This window comes from Micromonospora sp. NPDC049081, assembly GCF_040648835.1.
Lineage (GTDB): Bacteria > Actinomycetota > Actinomycetes > Mycobacteriales > Micromonosporaceae > Micromonospora > Micromonospora antibiotica.
In genome coordinates, this window is sequence record NZ_JBEZEK010000040.1 from 1 (window position 1) to 22,378 (window position 22,378).

General features: G+C 73.5%; 22 protein-coding genes, 1 pseudogene and 1 riboswitch. Of the genes and pseudogenes, 10 read left to right on the forward strand and 13 right to left on the reverse strand.

Annotation, left to right across the window (positions count from 1 at the left end):
* Positions 1-167: 167 nt before the first annotated feature.
* From gndA to AB0B63_RS31115, 4 genes are all read right to left on the reverse strand, one after another.
* The gene (gene gndA / locus AB0B63_RS31100; protein WP_357025347.1) at positions 168-1,613 is read right to left on the reverse strand and encodes an NADP-dependent phosphogluconate dehydrogenase; all 1,446 of its coding nucleotides are present in this window, start codon (positions 1,611-1,613) and stop codon (positions 168-170) included.
* Positions 1,614-2,518: 905 nt separating this feature from the next.
* Positions 2,519-3,319 (reverse strand): energy-coupling factor transporter transmembrane component T, encoded by an 801-nt coding sequence (locus AB0B63_RS31105; protein ID WP_357025350.1) that lies wholly within the window; start codon positions 3,317-3,319, stop codon positions 2,519-2,521.
* 169 nt (positions 3,320-3,488) lie between these two features.
* Positions 3,489-4,916, reverse strand: a complete 1,428-nt coding sequence (locus AB0B63_RS31110) for an ABC transporter ATP-binding protein (RefSeq protein WP_357025354.1) — start codon at positions 4,914-4,916, stop codon at positions 3,489-3,491.
* A gap of 33 nt (positions 4,917-4,949) precedes the next feature.
* Positions 4,950-5,546, reverse strand: a complete 597-nt coding sequence (locus AB0B63_RS31115; protein WP_208570095.1) for an ECF transporter S component — start codon at positions 5,544-5,546, stop codon at positions 4,950-4,952.
* Between the two features lie 75 nt (positions 5,547-5,621).
* Positions 5,622-5,727, reverse strand: a riboswitch (TPP riboswitch).
* Positions 5,728-5,838: 111 nt separating this feature from the next.
* Between AB0B63_RS31115 and AB0B63_RS31120 the strand changes: the two genes are divergently transcribed.
* Both AB0B63_RS31120 and AB0B63_RS31125 read left to right on the forward strand, forming a co-directional pair.
* On the forward strand, positions 5,839-6,669 hold the full coding sequence (locus AB0B63_RS31120; RefSeq protein WP_357025357.1) for an alpha/beta hydrolase: 831 nt from the start codon (positions 5,839-5,841) through the stop codon (positions 6,667-6,669).
* A gap of 133 nt (positions 6,670-6,802) precedes the next feature.
* The gene (locus AB0B63_RS31125) at positions 6,803-7,306 is read left to right on the forward strand and encodes a DUF6328 family protein (protein ID WP_208570093.1); all 504 of its coding nucleotides are present in this window, start codon (positions 6,803-6,805) and stop codon (positions 7,304-7,306) included.
* A gap of 94 nt (positions 7,307-7,400) precedes the next feature.
* Here the strand turns inward: AB0B63_RS31125 and AB0B63_RS31130 are convergent, their stop codons facing one another.
* Positions 7,401-7,568 carry a hypothetical protein gene (locus AB0B63_RS31130; RefSeq protein ID WP_204926308.1) on the reverse strand — a complete coding sequence of 56 codons (168 nt, stop codon included), beginning with the start codon at positions 7,566-7,568 and terminating at the stop codon, positions 7,401-7,403.
* Between the two features lie 241 nt (positions 7,569-7,809).
* On the opposite strand from AB0B63_RS31130, the gene AB0B63_RS31135 reads away from it, so the two are divergent.
* Positions 7,810-9,072 (forward strand): cellulose binding domain-containing protein, encoded by a 1,263-nt coding sequence (locus AB0B63_RS31135; RefSeq protein ID WP_357025362.1) that lies wholly within the window; start codon positions 7,810-7,812, stop codon positions 9,070-9,072.
* A gap of 89 nt (positions 9,073-9,161) precedes the next feature.
* Here the strand turns inward: AB0B63_RS31135 and AB0B63_RS31140 are convergent, their stop codons facing one another.
* The 7 genes and pseudogenes from AB0B63_RS31140 to AB0B63_RS31170 form a co-directional block, all read right to left on the reverse strand.
* Positions 9,162-10,634 (reverse strand): cellulose binding domain-containing protein, encoded by a 1,473-nt coding sequence (locus AB0B63_RS31140; protein ID WP_357025365.1) that lies wholly within the window; start codon positions 10,632-10,634, stop codon positions 9,162-9,164.
* A 115-nt stretch (positions 10,635-10,749) separates the two neighbouring features.
* A complete protein-coding gene (locus tag AB0B63_RS31145) occupies positions 10,750-11,355 on the reverse strand; it encodes a hypothetical protein (protein WP_357025368.1) in 606 nt (201 codons plus the stop codon).
* Positions 11,356-11,422: 67 nt separating this feature from the next.
* Positions 11,423-11,725, reverse strand: a pseudogene (locus AB0B63_RS31150) (metalloregulator ArsR/SmtB family transcription factor); the annotation flags it as partial.
* A gap of 43 nt (positions 11,726-11,768) precedes the next feature.
* Complete coding sequence (locus tag AB0B63_RS31155; protein ID WP_208570089.1) at positions 11,769-12,635, reverse strand: metal ABC transporter permease; 867 nt, start codon at positions 12,633-12,635, stop codon at positions 11,769-11,771.
* A 3-nt stretch (positions 12,636-12,638) separates the two neighbouring features.
* The gene (locus tag AB0B63_RS31160) at positions 12,639-13,400 is read right to left on the reverse strand and encodes a metal ABC transporter ATP-binding protein (protein WP_219464258.1); all 762 of its coding nucleotides are present in this window, start codon (positions 13,398-13,400) and stop codon (positions 12,639-12,641) included.
* Positions 13,397-14,341: a metal ABC transporter substrate-binding protein gene (locus tag AB0B63_RS31165; protein WP_357025372.1), complete on the reverse strand. Its 945-nt coding sequence runs from the start codon at positions 14,339-14,341 to the stop codon at positions 13,397-13,399. Before AB0B63_RS31165 ends, AB0B63_RS31160 begins: the two co-directional genes overlap by 4 nt.
* 54 nt (positions 14,342-14,395) lie before the next feature.
* Entirely contained in the window at positions 14,396-14,653 is a 258-nt protein-coding gene (locus AB0B63_RS31170) for a DUF6703 family protein (protein ID WP_208570086.1), read from the reverse strand.
* Positions 14,654-14,680: 27 nt separating this feature from the next.
* On the opposite strand from AB0B63_RS31170, the gene AB0B63_RS31175 reads away from it, so the two are divergent.
* From AB0B63_RS31175 to dusB, 7 genes are all read left to right on the forward strand, one after another.
* Positions 14,681-15,022 carry an antibiotic biosynthesis monooxygenase gene (locus AB0B63_RS31175; RefSeq protein ID WP_208570085.1) on the forward strand — a complete coding sequence of 114 codons (342 nt, stop codon included), beginning with the start codon at positions 14,681-14,683 and terminating at the stop codon, positions 15,020-15,022.
* Positions 15,023-15,254: 232 nt separating this feature from the next.
* Positions 15,255-15,728 (forward strand): hypothetical protein, encoded by a 474-nt coding sequence (locus tag AB0B63_RS31180; protein ID WP_208570144.1) that lies wholly within the window; start codon positions 15,255-15,257, stop codon positions 15,726-15,728.
* Between the two features lie 115 nt (positions 15,729-15,843).
* Entirely contained in the window at positions 15,844-17,223 is a 1,380-nt protein-coding gene (locus AB0B63_RS31185; RefSeq protein WP_204926316.1) for a glycine--tRNA ligase, read from the forward strand.
* Between the two features lie 204 nt (positions 17,224-17,427).
* Positions 17,428-18,270 carry a hypothetical protein gene (locus tag AB0B63_RS31190; protein WP_357025377.1) on the forward strand — a complete coding sequence of 281 codons (843 nt, stop codon included), beginning with the start codon at positions 17,428-17,430 and terminating at the stop codon, positions 18,268-18,270.
* Between the two features lie 64 nt (positions 18,271-18,334).
* Positions 18,335-19,285: a hypothetical protein gene (locus AB0B63_RS31195; protein WP_357025380.1), complete on the forward strand. Its 951-nt coding sequence runs from the start codon at positions 18,335-18,337 to the stop codon at positions 19,283-19,285.
* Entirely contained in the window at positions 19,278-20,105 is an 828-nt protein-coding gene (locus AB0B63_RS31200) for a hypothetical protein (RefSeq protein ID WP_357025382.1), read from the forward strand. The genes AB0B63_RS31195 and AB0B63_RS31200 overlap by 8 nt, the downstream gene beginning before the upstream one ends.
* A 104-nt stretch (positions 20,106-20,209) precedes the next feature.
* Entirely contained in the window at positions 20,210-21,379 is a 1,170-nt protein-coding gene (gene dusB, locus AB0B63_RS31205; RefSeq protein ID WP_208570081.1) for a tRNA dihydrouridine synthase DusB, read from the forward strand.
* Positions 21,380-21,611: 232 nt separating this feature from the next.
* Here the strand turns inward: dusB and AB0B63_RS31210 are convergent, their stop codons facing one another.
* Positions 21,612-22,265: a C39 family peptidase gene (locus AB0B63_RS31210; protein ID WP_208570080.1), complete on the reverse strand. Its 654-nt coding sequence runs from the start codon at positions 22,263-22,265 to the stop codon at positions 21,612-21,614.
* Positions 22,266-22,378 lie beyond the last annotated feature (113 nt).

Below are 22,378 nucleotides of genomic sequence, written 5' to 3' on the forward strand. Positions count from 1 at the left end.
TCGGCCCGTATCGCCGTGCCCCGCCGGCGGGGCCCTGGCGTGAGAATGCCCCGCCGTTGCGGCAGGTGCCGCAACGGCGGGGCATTCGTCATGTCCTCCCGGCCCCGGGCGGACGGGCCGCCCGGGGCCGGTGCGGTGTGGACACCGCACCGACGTCGACGGGCTGGTCAGCCGGCCACTTCGGAGCGGTCGGCGGTCGCCCACAGGGTGTGAAACGCGCCCTCCCGGTCGACCCGGTGGTAGGTGTGCGCGCCGAAGTTGTCCCGCAGGCCCTGGATCAGGGCCGCCGGCAGCCGCTCCGCGCGCAGCGCGTCGAAGTAGGCGAGCGACGAGGAGAAGGCCGGGGTGGGCACGCCGGCCCGGGCCGAGTCCGCCACCACCCGACGCCAGCTCGGCACGCCGTCGCTCACCGCGTCGGCGAAGTACGGCGCGACCAGCAGCGTCGGCAGCTCCGGCTGCGAGTCGTACGCCTCGCGGATGCGGTCCAGGAAGCGGGCCCGGATGATGCAGCCGCCCCGCCAGATGGTGGCGGTGCCACCCAGGTCGATGTCCCAGTGGTACTCGCGGCTGCCGGCCCGGATCTGGTCGAAGCCCTGCGCGTACGCGACGATCTTGCTGGCCAGCAGCGCCCGGCGGACGTCCTCGACGAACGCGTCCCGATCCTCGACCTGCCACTTCTCGCCCGCGTCGCCGAACGTGCGGCGGGCGGCCTCGCGCTGACCGGCGTGCCCGGACAGCGACCGGGCGAACGTCGCCTCGGCGATGCCGGTGATCGGGATGCCCAGGTCGAGGGCGATCTGCACCGTCCACCGGCCGGTGCCCTTCTGCTCCGCCTGGTCGAGCACCACGTCGACGAACGCCTTGCCGGTGGCGGCGTCGGTGTGTGCCAGCACGTCGGCGGTGATCTCGATGAGGAACGACTCCAGCTCGCCGGTGTTCCACTCCCGGAAGATCTCCGCGATCTCCGCCGGGGTCGCCCCCAGCCCGGCCCGCAGCAGGTCGTACGCCTCGGCGATGAGCTGCATGTCGGCGTACTCGATGCCGTTGTGGACCATCTTGACGAAGTGGCCGGCGCCGTCGGGGCCGACGTGCTGGCAGCAGGGGACGCCGTTCACCTGCGCGGCGATCTTCTCGAACATCGGCCCGAGCTTCTGGTAGGACTCCGCCGAGCCGCCCGGCATGATGCTCGGCCCGAGCAACGCGCCCTCCTCGCCACCGGAGACACCGGTGCCGACGAAGTGCAGCCCGTGCTCGCGCAGCGTCTCCTCCCGGCGGCGGGTGTCGGCGAAGTGGGCGTTGCCGGCGTCGACGACGATGTCGCCCTCCTCCAGCAGCGGCACCAGCTCGTCGATGACCGCGTCGGTGGGGGCGCCCGCCTTGACCATGACGATCACCGCGCGGGGCCGCTCCAGCGAGCCGACGAAGTCCGCCAGGGACTCCGACGGCACGAAGGTGCCCTCGTCACCGTGCTCGGCGACCAGGCTGCGGGTGCGCTCCGGGGAGCGGTTGTGCACCGCCACGGTGAACCCGTTCCGGGCCAGGTTGCGGGCCAGGTTGCGACCCATCACCGCCAGCCCGGTCACGCCGATCTGCGCCGTCGCCTGTTGCGTCATCCGTACCCGCCCTCTCACGTCACCTGTGTGCTGCGACCGTATCGCGCGCCCGCGACGGCCGGCAGCCGCCGTCCACCCAGTGTCACAGGGTGGTCGCGTGCGTGCGGCAGCGACCGTCCCGCCGCCGGGCCGGGCCGGCCGTCGGGACTTCCGCCCTCGGGCGGCGGGGTCGTCGGGCCCGGATGGTCGTCGGGCGGCGGGGTCGTCGGGACTTCCGCCGTCGGGCCGGGATGGTCGTCGGGCCGGGATGGTCGTCGGGAAAAGCGGGTGCGCCGGGCGTGGGGGTCGGCTACCGTGACGACATGCGCATCTGACGCCCTTTCTGAGAGCCGACCCGCCGCCGTGGCCGCGGGTCCGCGTGCTCGGGCGTCCGCGTCTCCCGTCCCCTGCTGACCGGGGATGACTCGTGGCCGGTCGTCCGGAGCCGATCCCGTCCGTCGACCGCCCGCCGCTGAGGCGACGGTGTGGTCCTCCGCACGTCCCAGGAGGCAGCGAATGCCCGCCAAGCGCAGTCCCAAGAAGTCCCGACCTGTCGTACCGTCGCCGGTGGAGGTGGATCCGGCGGCGCTCGCGGCACTCACCGTGACGCCCGCGCACCCGGTCCCGGTCGCCGTGACGCCGTCCCACCCGGACGCTCTCGTCCGGTCGACTCCACCCCGGCCGCCGTCGCGGTCGGGCCGGTCGGTCCGGGCCGGCTCCACCGCCGCCCAGGGCCAGGGCCGTCGGTACGCCTTCCGGCGCAGCTGAGCCGCCCGGGCGCAGACGTCCCACACCAGATGGCTGAAACAGCGGTATCCGGACCTCCGGATACCGCTGTTTCAGCACAGTGGTGCCGGCGTGTGCCGGTGTGCCTGGTGGTCGGCGTGCCGACGGGGTGGTGGGGCGACGGCCCGGTGGGGCGCGGGTCAGCCGATCAGGGGGCGGAAGGTGCCGAGGGCGACGCTGACCGCGAGCGCGCCGCCGGCCAGGGTGGCGGCACCGGCGACCAGCAGCCAGTCGGCGGTACGGAACACCTGCCGGCGGGCCACCGTGCGCGGGGTGCCGGCGTCGAACCCCCGGGCGTCCATCGCCACCGCCAGTCGGGTGCCGCGCCGGATCGCGCCCACCAGCAGGGCGAACGCCGTGGCGACGAACAGCCGCAGCCGGGCCAGCGGGTTGCGGCCGGCGTCCACGCCCCGGGCGCGGCGGGCCATGGTGAGCATCTGCCACTCCTGGCCGAGCAGCGGCACCAGCCGGAACGCGGCCAGCGCGCCGATGGCGAACCGGGCCGGGGCCTTCGCGTTCTGCACCAGCGCGTCGGCCAGGTCGGTCGGGTCGGTGGTGGCGAAGACGATCACTCCGGGCAGGGCGACCGCGAGCATCCGCAGCACCAGCCCGAGCGCGGTGACCAGCACCCCGGAGGTGACCAGCAGCGGCCCCGCCGTCCACAGCACCGGGCCGGACCGGTCGGCGGCGAACAGCAGCAGGGTGACCAGGATGCCGACGGCACCGGCCAGCAACGGCCACGCCCGTCGGGCCAGCACCCGGTAGCGGATGCCGAACAGCGGCAGCAGCGCCAGCTCGACGGCGATGGCGACCGCCGGTGCGACCGGGTCGAGGCTGGCCACCAGCACGAACGAGAAGATCAGCCCGGCCGCCAGCTTCGCCACCGGGTTACGCCGGGCCAACGGCGCACCGGGCGTCGCGACGGGTTCCAGGCCGATCACGACCGCCTCCGCCGCCCGGCCTGCGGCACCGGCCCACCCACGGTCGCTCCGCGCGGGGTGGACGCAGCGGGGCGGCCCACCGTCGCCCCGAGCGGGATTCGGCCGACCCTGTCGGGTGCGGCCGGGTGGCCCACGGCCGCCGCGGGTGCGGCGCGGGGGAGCGGGGCGGTCACGGCTGCTCCCGGGCGGGGTGCAGGGTGACCGTCCGGTCGGCGAGCGCGGCGACGAAGTCCCGGTCGTGGGTGACGGTGACCACGCCGTGCCCGGCGTCACGCAGGTCGGCGAAGAGGTCGACCAGCTCACCCCAGGTGCGGCGGTCCTGGCCGAAGGTGGGTTCGTCGCAGATCAGCAGCCGGGGCGCGGTGGCCAGGGCGGTCGCCACGCTGAGCCGCCGGGCCTCCCCACCGGAGAGGGTGTACGGGTTGGCCCCGGCGAGCCGGGTCAGCCGCAACCGGTCCAGCAACCCGTCCACGGTGGCCCGCACGGCGGCCTCCGGGCGGCCGGTCCGACGCGGCCCGAGGGCCAGTTCGTCGCGGACGGTGCGGGTGACGAACTGGTGCTCCGGGTCCTGGAAGACCGAACCGATCCGACCGGCCAGCGCGGGTGCCCGCCACCGGTGCGGGGGTGTACGGGCGTCCCCGTCGGCCAGGGCGGCGGTGCCGGTCAGTCGACCGACGCCGGGGCGGAGCAGCCCACCGAGCAGCAGCGCCAGGGTGGACTTGCCGGCCCCGTTGGGACCGAGGACGGCGAGCGCCTCGCCGGCGCGTACCGTCAGGTCGGTGGGGGCCAGCCGGGGTGGCAGGCCGAGCCGGTCGGCGGTGAGCAACCCCGCACCGGGCGGCCCGGTGGCCGGCCGGGACCCGGTGGGGTGGCCGGGCACCCAGACACCCTCGGCGGCGAGCGCGGCACCGTGCGCGGCGAAGACCGTCGCCGGTGGCCCGTCGGCCCGGACCCCGCCACCGGGGGTCAGCACCACGACCCGGTCGACCAGGGGCAGGGCGTCGGCGACCCGGTGTTCGACCAGGACCAGGGTGGTGTCCGGGTCCAACGCGCCGGCCACCGCGCCGCGCACCAGCTCCGCCCCGGCCGGGTCGAGGTTGGCCGTCGGCTCGTCGAGCAGCAGCAGGCCGGGCCGCAGCGCCAGCACCCCGGCCAGGGCGAGCCGCTGCTGCTCGCCGCCGGACAGCGCCGCGGTGGGCCGGTCCCGGGGGTAGGGGAAACCGACCCGGCGCAGCGCCTCGTCCACCCGGGGCCAGATCTCGTCGCCGGGTACCCCCCGGTTCTCCAGGCCGAACGCGACGTCGTCACCGCAGCGGGCCATCACCAGCTGGGACTGCGGGTCCTGGAAGACGGTGCCGACCCGTTCGCGGGCCTTGGCCGGGTCCAGGCCGTCGATCTCGACGGTGCCCTCCTGCTCGCCGGAGTCCGCCGGCAGCAGCCCGGCCAGCGCGGCCAGCAGGGTGCTCTTGCCGGCCCCGGACGGCCCCAGCAGCAGCACCCGCTCCCCGTGGTCGATGCGCAGGTCCACCCCGCGTACCGCCCAGGCCCGCCGACCGGCGTGCCGCCAGCCGAAGCCGACCAGCCTCACACTCGCCACGTCGCCGGCACCTCCACGATCGTCAGGAGAGGATCAGACCAGGGTGCGGTCACGGCCGGCGGGGAACCGGTCCAGCACTCCGGTCTCGGCCAGCGCGCGGGTCAGGTACCAACCGCCGACCCCGGCGACGACGGCGGCGCTGAGCACGGTCAACGCCGCGTACGGCAGGCGGTAGCTGGTCAGGGCGTACTCGGCGTTCCAGACGAAGAAGTCGAACAGGGCGGCGCTCAGCCCGGTCAACGCCCCGGCCAGCACCGCCACCGGCAGCCGGAACGACCGGTAGCGGAACGCGGCGAAGGCCAGCTCCGCGCCGAGGCCCTGGATCAGCCCCTGCACGATGGTGATCCCGCCCCACTCCGCGCCGAGCAGTGCGGAGACGGTGGCGGCGACGGCCTCGCAGAACAGGGCCGCCCCCGGCTTACGGATCACCAGGCCGCCGAGGACCGCCGGGACCAGCCACACGCCGTACATCACCGCCTGGCTGGCGGGTGCGGCGGCGAATGCCGGGTCGGCGGCCTTCCAGACCAGGCCCCAGGCCCAGAAGATGACGCCGAAGGCCACGGCGATCACGGCGGCGACCACGATGTCGATCGTGCGCCACCGGTTGCTGTTGGTGGTGGTGTGCGGCATGTCGGTGCTCCCAGTCCAGCGATCGAACCAGGAGAAGACGCACGCCGCGCCCGGCGGCTGCCGGACGGCGGCGCGGCTGGAGGTCGACCGAACTCCCTGCGCTGGCATTACCCAGATCAGGTTCGAGGGTCTGCGGGCGGTGCCCGCACTCTCAGCGCTGTGCGCTCCCCTGTCGGATGTGAAGTTGTCTCGGCAGACGCTAGCACCGACCTGCGGCAACGGCCCAGCAGGTCATGGTTCCCGGCATTCGACGTCCCGGGCGCACACCGGGGCGCTGGGTAGGCTGCCGGTCATGCGGGTGGCGGCGCGGGGACTGACGTTCGACGTACGGGCCGGTGGGCCCGAGGGCGGCGAGGTCGTGCTGCTGCTGCACGGCTTCCCCCAGCACGGCGGGGAGTGGGACGCGGTGGTGCCCGCCCTGCACGCCGCCGGGCTGCGCACGTACGCCCCCGACCAGCGGGGTTACTCGCCCGGGGCCCGGCCCGTCGAGGTGGCCGGCTACCGGCTGCCGGAACTGGTCGCCGACGCGGTGGCGGTGCTGGACGCGCTGGGCGTCGACACCGCGCACGTGGTGGGGCACGACTGGGGGGCGATCGTCGCCTGGGCGCTGGCCGCCCGGCACCCGGAGCGGGTGCGTACCCTCACCGCGGTCTCGGTGCCCCATCCGGCGGCCTTCGGGTACGCGCTGTCCACCGACCGTCGGCAGCGGGCGCGTTCGGCCTACATGACGTTGTTCCGTCGGGCGGGCCTGGCGGAGCGGGTGCTGCTGGCCGGGCGGGCGGTGGTCCTGCGCCGGTTGCTGGCCGGCGTCGGTGACTCCGCCCGGGTGGCCCGCTACGCCCAGCCGATGCGCGGGTCGGGCGCGCTGACCGGGGCGCTGAATTGGTACCGGGCGATGTCGGGGCGGGATCTGAAGGCGGTCGGTCCGGTGCCGGTGCCGACCAGCTACGTGTGGAGCGACCGGGACGTGGCCGTCGGGCGTACCGCCGCGCAGGCGTGTGCCCGGCACGTCACGGGGGACTACCGGTTCGTGGTGCTGGCCGGGGTCACCCACTGGATTCCCGACGAGGCGCCGGGGCCGCTGGCCGAGGTGATCCTGGCCCGGGTGCGCCCGGCGGCCTGAGCGGCCCTGCCGGCGGTGGACCGGGCCGATCGGGGATCGTGAATCGGTTTCGGGCGATTGCGGATCGGGCACAGGCGTTGCTGCCGACGGGAGGTGCTCCCGTCGGTCGTACCGTCTCATCCGGAGGTAGCGCGTGTCGAAGGAATCCGAGAAGCAGCGCTGGCAGCGCAACTTCGCCGATCTGCTCCAGGAGTTGCGGGTCGCCCAGACCGGCGTGCAGATCCTCTTCGCCTTCCTGTTGACCCTGCCGTTCAGCAACGGTTTCACCCGGACGAGCGAGTTCCAGCGGGACGTCTACATTCTCGCGTTGCTGTCGGCCGCCGCGGCCACCGCGATGATCATCTCGCCGGTCGCCTTCCACCGGGCGTTGTTCCGCCAGGGTCGTAAGCCGGAGCTGGTCCGGTTCGCCCACCGGATGGCCACCGGCGGCCTGGCCTTCATGCTGGTCGCCATGGTGAGTGCGGTCCTGCTGATCGCCGACTTCGTGCTCGACACCGGCATCGCCGTGGTGCTCACCGTGGTCACCGGCCTGTGGTTCCTGACGTTCTGGGTGATCCTGCCGTTCGTCCGGCGCAGCTGGGGTGAGGACGACATCGACGACGACGATGACGACCCGGTGGTGATCAACGGTGACTGATCCCGCCCTCGGGTGGTGAGGGACGCAGTGGGCCGGGGCCCACCCGGGCCGACGGCGGTCAGGGTGGGCCCCGGCCCGCGTGTCGGCCGGATCGTCAGCGGGCGATGGCCCAGGCCAGCACGGCGGCCAGGATGAGTCCGTTGAGCAGCGCCAGCACCAGGTACGCCTGCGGCGGGATCTTGCGTCCGCGCCGGACGAAGCTGACCAGTACGGCGGCGTACGCCAGCAGCAGCACGGCGATGACGATCAGGAAGTAGAGCACCGCACCACCCTAGACGAGGGGGTTGCGGTGCCTGGCGACCGAGCGCGACCGCCTGCGGCCCGGTGCGGTGTCCTCTGGCGTGCCGGTTCGACCGGGCGGAGGTGGGAGAGCAGGTTAATATCGAGTAACATCGATTTTTGCCTCCTCTCGTCCCGGGGTCCGGCCATCGTCGCGGGGCTCGGGCGGCCGTCCAGATGGGGGTGGGCGACGCCGGCCCGGCACCGGCGACTAGGAGCAGATCATGAGAGCAGCGCGACGACGTGTCGCCGGACTGGGCGCGATCACGCTGGCGGTCCTCGCGGGCGGGGTGGCGGTCGCGGCCGGGAACGCCACCGCGGCGGCGACCGGCTGCCGGGTCGACTACAAGGTCACCAGCGAGTGGCAGGGTGGCTTCGGCGCGGACGTGACCATCACCAACCTCGGCGACCCGGTCTCCGGCTGGACGCTCACCTGGGCCTTCGCCAGCGGGCAACAGGTCACCCAGGCGTGGAACGCCACCGTCACCCAGAGCGGGACGGCGGTCAGCGCGAAGGACGCCGGCTACAACGCCGCCATCGGCACCGGTGCCGGCGTCAGCTTCGGCTTCAACGGTGCGTGGACCACCGCGAACCCGGTCCCCACCGGGTTCGCGCTCAACGGGGTGTCGTGCACCGGCGCGACGCCGACCGCGACGCCCTGCCCACCGCCGTCCACCCCGCCGACCGCGACGCCCACGCCCACCCCCACGCCCACGCCGCCCCCCACCCGGACGCCCACCCCCACCCCGACGCCCTCGACGCAGCCGCGGGTCACCGTGTGGCTGGCCGGGGACTCCACGGTCGCCAACCCGTCGTCCAGCGGGGCCTGCCCGGTGGGCTGGGGCAACCAGTTCGGCCAGTATTTCAACGGCAACGCCACCGTGGTCAACAGCGCGGTCGGCGGGCGCAGCATCCAGACCTGGCTGTACGACCCCAACGTCACCACCACGATGAACTCGGCCGGCGAGTGCGTGATCAGCCCGCAGACCTACTCGACCCGCTGGCAGGCCATGCTCAACGCCAACGGCGGGATGAAGGCCGGCGACTACCTGTTCATCCAGTTCGGCATCAACGACGGCAGCGCCACCTGCAACCGGCACGTCGGCTCGGCCCGCTACAAGGAACTGCTCGGCGTGATGGCCCGCGCGGCCCAGCAGCGCGGCGCGTACCCGGTCTTCCTCACCCCGGCCGCCGCGATCACCTGCTCGGGCAGCACCGCCGTGGGCAACCGGGGCTTCCTCACCGAGACGTTCGACGCGGGGCGGGCCAACAACGTCCCCGTCATCGACCTGCACAAGCTGAGCTACACGCTCTACAACACGCTCAAGCTCTGCCCGAACAACGGGGACTACAACTCGGGCGCGGTGGGGGCGTTCTTCTGCGCCGACCACACCCACTTCGAGACGGCCGGGGCCCGGCAGATCGCCGGCGTGGTCGCCACCGCCCTGCGCAACCAGCAGTTGGGCCTCGCGGCCTACCTGCGCTGACGGTGCGCCTGGTGGGGTCGGTTCAGCAGTGGTGAGCTGACAGTTGGCGTGCGGTCGGGCGGCCCCGGACCGGGGCCGCCCGACCACGGTCAGGACAGTGCGCAGGCGGTGCCGTTGAGGGCGAACCCGGTGGGTCGGCTGTTCGCGCCGGTGGCGTCGGCGAGGAAACCGAAGCTCGTCGTCGCGCCGGCCGCGATCGCACCGTTCCAGCCGGCGTTGGTCGCACGGACGGTGCCGCCGCTCTGCGTGTAGCTCGCGTTCCACGCCTGGCTGATCCGCTGGCCGTCGGCGAAGCTCCACTGCAGCGTCCAGCCGTCGACCGGGGCCGTGCCGGTGTTGCGGATCGTCACCTCGCCCTGGAACCCGCCCTGCCACTGCCCGGTCACCGAATACCCGACGGCGCACCCGGTCGCGCCGGCCGGCGGCGTGGTGGGCGGCGCGGTGGTCGGCGGGGGCGTGGTCGGCGGTCCGGTGGTCGGCGGGGGCGTGGTGGGCGGTGCGGTGGTGGGGGTCGGCGTCGGGGTGGTGGTCAGCTTCGCCGCGATGACCGGGGCGAGCCGGGCCGTGATCGCCCGGTGCCCGGCGTCGTTGGGGTGCACCGAGTCGCTCAGCCCGTCGGCCGGCAGCCAGCCGGTGGTGTCCACGTAGAACACGTTGCGGTCGCCGCCCCCGGTGACCGTGCTGACGGCGGCGGCGGTCTCGGCGGCGTACCGGCCGCTGAAGGTGCGCAGCGCGAAGATCGCCGCGCGCGGGTACTTCCCCCGCACGGTACGGATGAACGTGGCGTACTGGTTCTGGAAGTCCGCGCCGCTCACCCCGTGGCTGCGGTCGTTGGTGCCCAGGTTGATCACCACGGCGTCCGCCTGGTAGCGGCCGAAGTCCCAGGCGGGGCTGGTGGCCGAGTATCCGGTGCGGAGGAACTGGCTGGCGACGCTGACGCAGCCGTCGGCGGTGGCGACGAGGCAGCCTCCGCCGTAGCCGAGTTGGGTGTGCTCGGTGCCGAGCTGCTCCCCGGTCAGCCACCCGTACGCGGTCAGCGCCGTGCGGGACGAGGTGGTGCCGAGGGTGATGGAGTCGCCGACGAACTCGATCAGCTGGGGCCGCACCGTCGCCGGCAGGGTCCGCGCCCCCGAGTCGAGGGTCAACCCCTGGAACACCGCGTCCCCGGTGTACGAGCCGGCGACCACCCGGTACGACACCACCAGCGTGTGGTTGCCGGCGCGCAGCGGGGTCGGGGTCAGGTTGACCGTGCCGCTGACGTTGGTCAGGTAGCGGAAGTCGGCCCCGTCGATGCTGTAGTAGAGGTCGATGGTGCGGCGCTGCCGCAGCTTGACCGTGGTGCCGGTGAACCCGGTCTTGAGGTAGGCGCCCGCCCAGTTCGGCACGTACGCGCTGCTGTTGCTGCGGTCCCAACGGCCGACGAAGGCGATGTTCGCGTCGGTGGGGGAGCCGTCACCGGTGGCGGCGCTGGCCGGGGGCAGGCCGATGAGGGTGGCGGCCAGCACCGCCACCACCCCGGCGGCTCCCGCCGCGAGGATCGACCGACTGCGGGACACGGGCATGGGGACGCTCCCTCTCCGGGCCGTCCGTGCCGACGCACGACGACGGCTTTGCAGACCTAAGACATTCACCATCATCTAAGCCTGCGGGCCGGGGGGACACAACAGGTGACGGTGCCTACCGGCCACCGCGCAGGCCGAGTCGGCGCAGCTCCAGGGCGGCGAGCGCGTCGACGGTGGCGTCGTCGCCGCGCCGCCACGCCTGCGCCACGTCCGGGTCGATCCGGGTCAGCCGGCGCAGCGGCTGACTGGTCAGCGCGCGCAGTGCCAGCAGGTCCCGGCCGGCCGGCCCGGCGGCGAGGGCCTTCGCCGACGTGGCCCGACGCATCCAGCGCAGCCGCAGCGGCAGCCAGCCGAACAGCACCAGCCCGAGCGGGAAGACCAGCACCGCGATGCTCAACGCCCACGCCAGCTGACCGACCAGGTCCTGCTGGTCGCGGCCGGCCTCGGCCACCGCCCGGGCGGCGTCGGCGGCCTTGGTGAACGGGCCGGTCAGCTCGTCGCCGACCAGCGGCACCCGGCCCACCTTGCCGCCGGCCTCGGCCAGGTTGTCGGCGAGGCCGCCGCCGGCCCCCTCCAGCTTCCGCCCCGGTACGGCGAGCTTCTCCACCAGGTCGTACAGCCACATCGCGAAGCGGATCGCCGCGTAGACCCAGACGACGACGAGGAGATCGGTGAGGAACTGGCGGAGGGCGACCGGAAAACGGTCAGCGTAGATCTTCACGGCCGACAGCGTGCCACGACGCGGGCCGCCCGGCACCCCCCGCGCGCCCGGTCGCCGGCTCACCGGGGGACGACGGCCCCTCCCCGGCATGGCTGACCGCGTCGGCCACGATGTGTGCGACGTGCTCGTCGACCAGGGCGTACGCGATCTCCCGGCCGCGCCGGGAACCCCGCACCACCCCCGCGCCGCGCAGCACCCGCAGGTGCTGGGAGACCAGCGGCTGCGGGGCGCCGAGCTGCTCGACCAGCTCGTGCACACACCGCTCGCCCTGGGCCAGCTCGCTGACGATGGCCAGCCGGATCGGGGCGGACAGCGCCCGCAGCAGCTCGCCCGCGCCCTCGAACGCGTCGTAGCCCTGGGTGCCGGTCACCCTGTAACGGTAACCAATACCAGTGACGGTTCGTCGGTCGGCGTCACCGCAGCACCACCTCGTGCGGTTCCGGGGCGGTGACGGCGGCCGGGGTGGCCCGGCGGCGCAGCACCCGCCAGCCGGCGGCGGCCAACGCCACCACGAGGAACGACGCGATCGCCAGCAGCACCACCGACGCGCCGGGGGCGGTGTCGGCGGTGGCCGCCACCCAGATCCCCGCCCCGGCGGCGAACAGGCCGAGCGCCATGGCCGCCGTCATGGTGCTGCGGAAGCCCCGGGTGACCTGCTGCGCGGTGGCCACCGGCACCACCATCAGCGCGCTGATCAGCAACACCCCGACGGCCCGCATGGCGATGGTGACGGTGACCGCGGTGGCGACCGCCAGCAGCAGGTTCAGTGCCCGCACGGGCAGCCCGGCCACCCGGGCGTACTCCTCGTCGTGGCAGACCGCGAACAGCGCCGGGCGCAGCGCCAGCATGAGCACCGCGATGCTCGCGCCGAGCACCGCGATGGTGGTCAGGTCGGCGGAGGAGGTGGTGGTGAGCGAGCCGAACAGGTAGGCGTTGAGGTTGGCGCTGCTGGCGTCGGAGAGGCCGACCAGCATCACGCCACCGGCGATGCCGCCGTAGAACAGCAGCGCCAGCGCCAGGTCACCGGAGGTGCGGCCCCGGGCCCGGACCAGCTCGATGGTGACCGCGCCGAGGATCGCCGCGACCACCGCCACCAGCACCGGCGACCGGTTGAGCAGCAGGCCCGCCCCGACGCCGGTGAGCGCGACGTGGCCGATGCCGTCACCGATCAGGGCCAGCCGCCGCTGCACCAGGTAGATCCCGAGGGCCGGGGCGGTCAGCCCGATCACCAGGGCGCCGACCAGCGCCCGCTGCATGAAGTCGTACTGGAAGAGGTCCATCGTTCAGCTGCTCCACAGCCCGGCGGGCTCCTCGGGACCGTGCGGGTGCACGTGGTCGTGGTCGGGCTCGGCGTGGTGCCCGGCCGGTTCCGGCACCGCGCCGTCATGGCAGACGCCGCCCTGGTGCACCACCACGGCCCGGCTGATCAGCGGACGCAGCGGCCCCAGCTCGTGGGCGACCAGCAGCACGGTGCCGCCGGTGCCGACGAAGTCGTGCAACGCCCCGGCGAACGCCTCCTGGCTGGCCGCGTCGACCCCGGCGGTCGGCTCGTCGAGCACCAGCAGCTCCGGCTCACCGGCCAGGGCGCGGGCGATCAGGGTGCGCTGCTGCTGGCCGCCGGAGAGGGTGGCCACCGGGTCCCGGGCCCGGTCGGCGAGCCCCACCGCGCGCAGCGCCGCGTCCACCGCGGCCCGGTCGGCCCGGCCGGGTGGGCGCAGCACTCCCCGGCGGGCCAGCCGCCCGGAGGCCACCACCTCGCGGACGGTGGCCGGCACACCGCTGCCCGCGCCGAGCCGCTGCGGGACGTACCCGATCCGGTGCCACTGCCGGAACCGGCGCTGCGGTACGCCGAACAGCTCGACCGAGCCGGTGCCGAGTGGGACCAGCCCGAGCACGGCCCGGATCAGGGTGGACTTGCCGGAGCCGTTGGCGCCGAGCACCGCCACCACCTCGCCGGCGGTGACGGTCAGCGAGACGTCCCGCAGCACCGGGCGGCCGTCGTAGCCGACCGAGGCGTGCCCGACCTGGATCACGGGTGTGGTCACGAGCACCCCAGGGCGGTACGGAGCGTGGTCAGGTTGGTGCGCATCACCGAAAGGTAGTCCCCACCCCCGTCGACGGAGAGCCCTTCGATCGGGTCGAGCACCGCGGTCTTCGCGCCGACCTCGGCGGCGATGGTCTCGGCGACCTTCGGGCTGACCAGCGTCTCGAAGAAGATCGTGGTGGCGCGGTGCTCGCGGGCCTCGCGGGCGACCTCGGCCAGCCGCTGCGGGGCGGGCTCGGTGTCGGGGGTGAGCCCGGTGAGGCCGATCTGCTCCAGCTGGTAGCGCTCGGCGAGGTAGCCGAAGGCGGCGTGGCTGACCACGATCTCCCGGCGTTGGCAGGTCTTCAGGCCGGCGGCGTACTCGGTGTCGAGCTTCTCCAGCTCGCCGCGCAGCGTCCGGGCCCTGGTCGTGTAGTCGGCTGCCCGGTCCGGGTCGACGGTGCCGAGCCGCTCGGCGAGCTGGTCGGCGACGGTGGCCAGCCGGGTCGGGTCCAGCCAGAGGTGCGGGTCCTTGCCGCCGCTCTCCTCGGCGTGACCGTCCTCACCCTCGTGGTCGTGTCCGTCGGCTGTCGCGTCCCGCAGCGGTGCGACGGTTGTCACGTCGAAGGCCCGGTCGGCGGCGTTCTGCGCGACGGCCTCGTCCACCGCCGGCTGGAAACCCTTGAGATAGAAGACCAGTTCGGCCTGGCTGACCTGGCCGACCTGCCGGGGGTTGAGTTCCAGGTCGTGCGGCTCCGCGCCCGGCTTGGCCAGGTTGGTGACGGTGACCGCGTCCCCGCCGACCCGCTCGGCGACGAACTGGAGGGGGTAGAAGGCGGCGACCACGTCCACCCGGTCCGGGTCGGCCCCGGCCCCGTCGGTCGAGCAGGCGGTGCCCCCGGTCAGCACGAGCAGGGCGGTGGCGACGGCGGTCAGGGCGCGGGGCAGGGTGCGGGCGGTCATGTCGGCAACTGTCCGTGAAAACGAGAATGATTGTCAAAAACGCATGAGTGCATGTCAGAAGAGCTTGACCAGGGCCACCGTGACCAGCAGCGTCAACATCACCAACCGCAACAGCCGGGTCTGTGGCGCCTGCACCGGCCAGGTGGTGGCCAGCAGATAGGCCAGCCCGGCGGCCAGCGCCAACAGCAGCAGCCCACCGACCGGGCCGGGCGCGAAGAGCGCCACCAGCACCAGCGCCAGGGTGGCGAGGAACACCGACGTCGGGTTCGCCCGGGCCAACCGGGCCAGCAGAGGGCGCTGCGTAGGCTGCATCCCACAGACTCTACGAGGAGGAACCCGGTGCTGGTCACCAACCGGTTCGTGGTCGCCGTCGAGGCGTCGGACGACTTCACCGCCCGGGCGCACGCCGCGCTGGCCGCGCTCGCCGCCCGCCCCGGCTACCTGCGCGGTGAACTCCTGCGCGCCCTCGACGACCCCCGGCACTGGTGCCTGCTCACCGAGTGGGAGTCGGTCGGGACGTACCGGCGGGCGCTGGGCGGGTTCGACGTCAAGATCACCGCCGTGCCGTTGCTCGCCGAGTCGGTCGACGAACCCTCGGCGTACGAGACACTGGCCGGCGCCGCCCCCGACGGCGAGGTGGTGGTGGTCGACAGCGACCGGGCCGCGAGTCCGCACCGCTGAGCCCGGTCGGGCCGCGTGCCGCAGCGTCGAGCCTGATCGGGCCGCGCGTCCGCAGCGTTGAGCCCGGGAGCACTACCCTGCTCCTATGACCGCTCCCGGCCCGGCAGCCCCACCGCCGTACCCCGCGACACCCGGCCCGGACGGCACCCCGCCGTCGGCCGCCCCGGGTGACCCGGGCGTGCCCGCCCCGCCGGGTGCCCCGGGGGTGCCCACCGCCCCGGGTGACCCGGGGGTGCCCGCCCCACCCCAGGGTCCCGGGGTGGCCCCGCCGTTCGCCGCCCCGCCCACCGAGGGCAGCCGCAAGCGGCTCTGGCTGGGCCTCGGCGTCGGGGCGCTCGCCCTGTTGATCTGCTGCGGAGGCGGCGGCGCGGCAGCCGTGGGGCTGGTGGTCAGCAACGTGCAGGCGATCGAGGAGCAGGGTCAGGCGGTCACCGACGACTACTACCGCGCCCTGGTCGACAAGCAGTACGGCAAGGCGTACGAGAAGCTCTGCGACGACGCGCGTCGGCGGGAGTCCCGGGGCGAGTTCACCCGCCGGATCGCCGAGGAGCCGGCCGTGGCCAGTTACCGGGTCGGTGACGTCGACCCGCAGACCCTGACCGTGCCGGTCGACGTCACCTTCAACGGTGGTGGGCGGGGCACCCAGCAGGTCACCCTCGCCGCCGACCAGCAGACCGGCGGCATGGAGGTGTGCGGGGTCAGCTGAGCCGGCACCGGTATTCTGCTGGGCCCGGGGCGCTGCTGGTCGTACCGTTGTCCCGGACCGTCCGGTCCCACCCACCTCATGGCCACGCCGACCGCCAGCCGGCGTAGGAGGAAACATGCCAGCCGACCGTATCGACGCCGTCGTCAGCCTCGCCAAGCGCAGAGGCTTCGTCTTCCCCTCCAGTGAGATCTACGGAGGCACCCGCTCGGCGTGGGACTACGGTCCGCTCGGTGTGGAGCTGAAGGAGAACGTCCGCCGGCAGTGGTGGAAGGCGATGGTCCAGCAGCGCGACGACGTCGTCGGCCTCGACTCGGCGGTCATCCTCGCCCGCAAGGTCTGGGAGGCCAGCGGCCACCTCGCCGAGTTCGTCGACCCGCTCACCGAGTGCCAGTCGTGCCACAAGCGGTTCCGCGCCGACCACCTGGAGGAGGCGTACGCCGAGAAGCACGGCAAGCCGCTGACCTCGTTGCAGGAGCTGAACTGCCCCAACTGCGGCAACAAGGGCACCTTCACCGAGCCCAAGATGTTCAACGGCCTGATGAAGACCTACCTCGGGCCGGTGGAGAGCGACGAGGGCCTGCACTACCTACGCCCGGAGACCGCCCAGGGCATCTTCGTCAACTACAACAACGTGGCGACCGCCGCCCGCAAGAAGCCGCCGTTCGGCATCGCGCAGACCGGCAAGTCGTTCCGCAACGAGATCACCCCGGGCAACTTCATCTTCCGCACCCGCGAGTTCGAGCAGATGGAGATGGAGTTCTTCGTCGAGCCCGGCTCCGACGAGCAGTGGCACGAGTACTGGTTGCAGGAGCGCTGGAACTGGTACCTCGACCTGGGCCTGTCCGAGGAGAACCTGCGCTTCTACGAGCACCCCAAGGAGAAGCTCTCCCACTACTCGAAGCGCACCGTCGACATCGAGTACCGGTTCCGGTTCGGCGGCACCGAGTTCGCCGAGCTGGAGGGGGTGGCCAACCGCACCGACTTCGACCTGGCCACGCACAGCAAGCACTCCGGCGTAGACCTGTCGTACTTCGACCAGACCCGCAACGAGCGCTGGGTGCCGTACGTCATCGAGCCGGCCGCCGGCCTCACCCGCGCGGTGCTGGCGTTCCTGCTGGAGGCGTACGACGAGGACGAGGCCCCGAACACCAAGGGCGGCGTCGACAAGCGCACCGTGATGCGCTTCGACCCCCGGCTGGCCCCGGTCAAGGTGGCGGTGCTGCCGCTGTCGCGCAACGAGGCGCTCTCGCCGAAGGCCAAGGGGCTCGCCGCCCAGCTCCGCAAGCGCTGGGTGGTCGAGTTCGACGACTCGCAGGCGATCGGCCGCCGCTACCGCCGGCAGGACGAGATCGGCACCCCGTTCTGCGTCACCGTCGACTTCGACACCCTCGACGACGACGCGGTGACCGTGCGGAACCGGGACACCATGGCCCAGGAGCGGGTCGCCCTCGACCAGGTCGAGCGCTACCTGATCGAGCGCCTGCCCGGCTGCTGACCCCGACCGCCGTCGTACCGGCCCCGCCCCGCTGTCCGGGGCGGGGCCGGCACGTTGCCGGGCCGAGGCCGGGTGGGTCGCGTTGCCGGGCGGGGCCGGGTCCCGGGCCGGGCACCGGTCGGTAGCTGTGTCCGTTCAGTCCTTGAGTGGGTCGGTGGGCCGTGTCAGCATCAGCGGTGCTGAATCTCTACACGGGGGTGTGAAATGACGCGTGCGTCGCAACCTGAGCACGACCACGACCCGGATCGTCGTCGCCTGCTGCGCCGGGCCGCCACGGTCGTCGCCGGCACGGCCGGCGCGGGTGTCGCCGCCACGGTCGGCCTGCCCGGCACCGCGCAGGCCGCGCCGGGCGGCAACCTCACCATGGGTACGACAAACGACGCCGGCCCGGCCACCACCACGGTGAACGCCACCAGCGGCTACGGCACGCTGCTACTGAGGAACACCGGGGGTGCGCCGCTGCGGCTGGTGCCCGGCGAGAGCATCTATCCGCAGGTGCTGGACGCCGCGCTCGGCACGCTGGCCGTCGACGACCAGGGCGACCTGTTCGTCAAGGCCGGGGCGGACGACGCCGACCAGGCAACCGCCGGCTGGGCCTGGACCTCGGAGTGGGCGACCACCTCGGTGGCGGTCGCGCCGACCCGGGTGCTCGACACCCGGGATCCGAACCTGCGCCGGGCCATCGTCTCCGGCGCCGGCGACCTGGACGCCACCGGCCGGCTGGTCCCCGGCAAGCCGGTCGTGCTCAGTCTGGACGGCTACGTCCGGGACGGTTATGCGCTCAAGGGCAACGTGACCGTGACCGGGATGACAGGTGGCGGCGTGCTGACCGTGTGGGGCAGCGGCCCCAGGCCGGTCACGTCCACGGTGAACTGGTGGACCAGCGGCCAGGTCCTGTCGAACTTCCTCTTCACCGAGCTCGGTGCCGTAGGGGCGTACCGCAGCGTGTTGACGCTCCAGGCCACCAGTTCGCCGACCCACGTGATCCTCGACCTGACCAGCCTGCTGGTCGGTCACCCGAGCCAGGTGCTCGTCAACCGTGCCTAGGCGGCCGGAGGCGCGCACCGCGCCCCGAAAGCCGCCATCCGACCAGCCGACGGGGGAACGAAGAATGACGTCGACCGAACCTGACCCGGCCGCCTCCCGGCGGGCCCTGCTGCGGCGGGCCGCCGTCACCGGCGGCGCGGCGGTCGCCGCCACCACAGCCGCCGCCGCGCCCGCCGCCGCCGCGCCCGCCGGCACCACAGCCAACGCTGCGCCCGCCGCCGCGACCGGAGACCCGGTTGTCCTCGGCGGGACCACCACCGGCGGCCTGCACACCGTCGTGACCAGCGCCGCCGACGGCGGGGCCGCAACGCTCGCCCTGGAGAACAGCACCGGTGCGACCCTCCGGCTGACCCGCCGGCCGTCCAGCTTCGGGTGGGGCGGCGGGCTGGTCTCCACCGCCGACGGCCTGGGCGTGCAGCGGGTGGTCGACAGCGCGGTGGTGCAGCACGAGACGCTGACCACGGCGAACGCCACCATGCTGGTGCCGATCCCGCCGACCCGGGTGCTCGACAGTCGCAGCGCGACCGGTCGCGCCCGGCTCCTGGAGGGGGCCGGCCGGGTCGATCCGCAGGGCCGGGTACTTGCCGACACCCTGCTGGTCGTGCACCTGCGCGACATCGTCGACTACGGCGACGGCCTGATGGGCAACGTCACCGTGGCCAACACCGCGCGCGGCGGGTTCGCCACCGTCTGGGGTCGGGGTGAGCTGCCCACCGCCTCCACGATCAACTGGTGGGACGCCGGCCAGCTGCTCTCCAACGGTGTCATCTCCCAGCTCGGCGGCTACGAGACCGCCGGTGGGGACTACTACCCCGACGTGGTGGCCGTCTGGGTGGCCGCTAGCGCGGCGGCGGTGATCCTCGACGTCACCGGCCTGCTGGTGTTCCACCCGGAGTCGGCGGTGGTCAACGCGAAGGCCGCCCAGGGCGGTCGCGTCGGTGCCGGCGGAGTCCGGGCCCGGGTGATCAGGGAAGCCGCCGAGCGCGGTGACCGCGAGGTGCGGACCGGTGCGTGACCACGAGGAGGACAGCAGCATGACCAGCGACCAGAGCTCCTCGACCACCCGTCGGCGGCTGGTGAAGGGCGGCCTCGCCGTCGGTGCGGGTGTCCCGGTCGCGGCCGTCGTCGCCACGCCGGCCGAGGCGACTGCCGGCGACCCGGTCCGCGCCGGGTTGACCAACGACGCCGGTACGACCGGGACGCTGCTGACCGGGGGCTCGTCGGCCGCTCCGACGCTGACCCTCACCCACGCCGACGGGCGTCCGCCGCTGATCCTCGCGCCCACTGCGGACGCGGCGATCCCGGCGGAGCTGCCTACCGGTTCGCTGGCGATCAACGAGTCGGGTGACCTGGTCATCGGGGGCAGGGACGCGACGAAGCGGTACGTCAACACCTCCCGCTGGGCGAACCGGACGCTGGCGGTCGCACCGACGCGCATCCTGGACACCCGCGCGATGGGCACCTACGGCGGCAACGTGGTGGCCGGCGCGGGGAACGTGCTCGCCGGCAAGCTCGGCGCCGGCAAGATCATCCACGTGACGGTGAAGAACGTGCCGCCGGCGCTGGCCGGCAAGGCCACCGCCGCGTACGTCAACGTCACCGTGGCCGGGACCGTCTCCGGCGGCTTCCTCACCGCGTACAGCTCGTCGACGGCTCGGCCGGGGACGTCCTCGTTGAACTGGTGGGGGCCCAACCAGGTGCTGTCGAACCTGGTGGAGGTGCAGTTGGGCAGCCACGACGCCACCCCGCTGTCGTTCGGCGTCTACGTCAACGCGGCCACCTCGGTCATCGTGGACGTCTGCGGGTTGATCCTCGCCGAACCCGGCACGTACTGAAGCCGTACACCGGTCGCCGTCGTGGTGCGAGTTTGCCCACCGCCGTGGCGACGGCCGGGGACCGGCGGTGGGCGGGCCGCCGACGACATGGGATTCTGGGGTACGTGACCAGTCCCGCTGCGGTCCTGCGCCCGCTCACCATCGGCCCCCACCGGGTGTGGCCGCCGGTGGTGCTCGCGCCCATGGCCGGCATCACCAACGTCGGTTTCCGGCAGCTCTGCCGGGAGCAGGGCGGTGGCATCTACGTCTGCGAGATGATCACCACAATCGCGCTGGTGCAGCGGAACCCGAAGACCCTGCGCATGATCGCCTTCGGTGCCGAGGAGCAACCGCGTAGCCTCCAGCTCTACGGCACCGACCCGGAGGTGACCGCGGCTGCGGTACGGATCGTGGTGGAGCGTGACCTCGCCGACCACATCGACCTGAACTTCGGCTGCCCGGTGCCCAAGGTGACCCGCCGGGGCGGCGGCTCGGCCCTGCCCTGGCGGCGGCGGCTCTTCGCCCGGCTGGTCAGGGCGGCGGTGGACGCCGCGTCACCCGCCGGGGTGCCGGTCACCGTCAAGATGCGCAAGGGCATCGACGACGACCACCTGACGTACGTCGAGGCGGGGCTGGCCGCCCAGGACGCCGGGGTGGCGGCGGTCGCCCTGCACGGGCGTACGGCCGCGCAGCGGTATTCCGGCACCGCCGACTGGGACGCCATCGCCACCCTCAAGCAGGCGCTCGACGTGCCGGTGCTCGGCAACGGTGACATCTGGGAGGCCGACGACGCGTTGCGGATGGTGGCCCACACCGGGGTGGACGGGGTGGTGGTCGGCCGGGGCTGCCTGGGACGGCCGTGGCTCTTCGCCGACCTGGAGGCCGCATTCGAGGGCCGACCGGAGCGTCGGCTGCCGACCCTCGGCGAGGTGGCGGTGACCATGCGTCGGCACGCCGAACTGCTGGTGGAACAGTTCACCGCCGGCTCGCGTACCCCGGCGCGGGGCGAGCGGGACGGCTGCACCGACTTCCGCAAGCACGTCGCCTGGTACCTGAAGGGTTTCCCGGTGGGCAGCGAGCTGCGCCGGGAACTCGCCATGATCGAGAGCCTGGCCCAGCTGGACGACCTGCTCGGCAAGCTGGACGCGGTCGAACCGTTCCCGGTGGCCGCCCTCGGTCAGCCGCGCGGCCGGACGAACTCTCCCGGCAAGGTCTTCCTGCCCGAGGGCTGGCTGGCCAGCCGGGACGACGACACCGTCCCGGAGGGGGCCGAGTTGGACGACTCGGGCGGCTGAGACCGACCGACCCGATCGCCGTCCGCCGCCCGGGGTCGACGGGCCGTCCGCCGCCCGGGGCGTCCGCCGTCCGGGCCGTCCGCTGCCTGGGGGTGGTCCGTGGTGTTCCGCCGCCCGGGGGTGGTGTGCTGTTCGGGGTGTCCGGGGTGGTCCGCCGGCTGGCGGTGCCGACGGTGAAGGGCCGACCCTCCCCCGAGGGGGCCGGCCCTTCGCATGACCGGTGTGGGGCGGGTCAGGAGGCGTAGCCGCGGCTGGCGATCCAGTGGGCCAGCTCGTCGACGTCGATCCGGTAGGAGGCGGTGTCCGGGTTGGCGGAGTCGGCGATCGTCACGACCCGTCCACCGTCGCGGTAGCCGACGACGCTGATGTAGTGCCCACCCTCGAAGGCGTGGGTGTTGCCGTCGGTGTCGGTGGCGGTGCCGGCGATGTTGGCGACCACGGCCCGGCCGTCGTCCACCGCCCGGACGATGTCGGCCCGCAGCTGCGCGATGCGCTTGCCGTCGACCTTGTCGACCGGGATCTCGGTGCTGCGGTAGGCGTTGCGGCCGATCTCCTTGTTCAGCACCGGGGTGATGTCGTTGATGCTGTCGGTGCCGTCCTCGGTGGTGCCCATCTCCTTGGCCATGGCGTCGACGTCGATGTTCTTGCCCTGGACACTCAGGGCGTTCCGGGTGGCGGCGGGGCCGCAGTAGTAGAAGTTGGGCTGCGCGGCGTAGTCGACCTTCAACTCGCGCTCGCCGGCCGGCTTGCGGTCGGTCTGCACGACGGCGGCGGGTCGGGTCGTCTCGGCGGCCTGGGCGGCCAGCGCGGGGCCAGCGATGCCACCGGCGGTGACGGCTAGGCCGGCAGCGGTCAGCACGGTCTTACGCAGGATGTCGGTACGCATGATGTCGTGCTCCTCTGCATCTCGGGGGTCCACGCCCGCATACGTCCGCAGGGGGTGCGGGATGGGCGCGGTCGCGCCGTGGGGCAGGTGAAGAGGTAGCTCGGGCCGGCGGT

Bases quoted from the DNA above. Each gene is read 5' to 3' on its own strand.
- gndA (WP_357025347.1), bottom strand. From the start codon at position 1,613: ATGACGCAACAGGCGACGGCGCAGATCGGCGTGACCGGGCTGGCGGTG.
- AB0B63_RS31115 (WP_208570095.1), bottom strand. From the start codon at position 5,546: ATGCCGCACACCACCACCAACAGCAACCGGTGGCGCACGATCGACATC.
- AB0B63_RS31120 (WP_357025357.1), top strand. From the start codon at position 5,839: ATGCGGGTGGCGGCGCGGGGACTGACGTTCGACGTACGGGCCGGTGGG.
- AB0B63_RS31135 (WP_357025362.1), top strand. From the start codon at position 7,810: ATGAGAGCAGCGCGACGACGTGTCGCCGGACTGGGCGCGATCACGCTG.
- AB0B63_RS31140 (WP_357025365.1), bottom strand. From the start codon at position 10,634: ATGCCCGTGTCCCGCAGTCGGTCGATCCTCGCGGCGGGAGCCGCCGGG.
- AB0B63_RS31155 (WP_208570089.1), bottom strand. From the start codon at position 12,635: ATGGACCTCTTCCAGTACGACTTCATGCAGCGGGCGCTGGTCGGCGCC.
- AB0B63_RS31165 (WP_357025372.1), bottom strand. From the start codon at position 14,341: ATGACCGCCCGCACCCTGCCCCGCGCCCTGACCGCCGTCGCCACCGCC.
- AB0B63_RS31170 (WP_208570086.1), bottom strand. From the start codon at position 14,653: ATGCAGCCTACGCAGCGCCCTCTGCTGGCCCGGTTGGCCCGGGCGAAC.
- AB0B63_RS31185 (WP_204926316.1), top strand. From the start codon at position 15,844: ATGCCAGCCGACCGTATCGACGCCGTCGTCAGCCTCGCCAAGCGCAGA.
- AB0B63_RS31190 (WP_357025377.1), top strand. From the start codon at position 17,428: ATGACGCGTGCGTCGCAACCTGAGCACGACCACGACCCGGATCGTCGT.
- AB0B63_RS31195 (WP_357025380.1), top strand. From the start codon at position 18,335: ATGACGTCGACCGAACCTGACCCGGCCGCCTCCCGGCGGGCCCTGCTG.
- AB0B63_RS31210 (WP_208570080.1), bottom strand. From the start codon at position 22,265: ATGCGTACCGACATCCTGCGTAAGACCGTGCTGACCGCTGCCGGCCTA.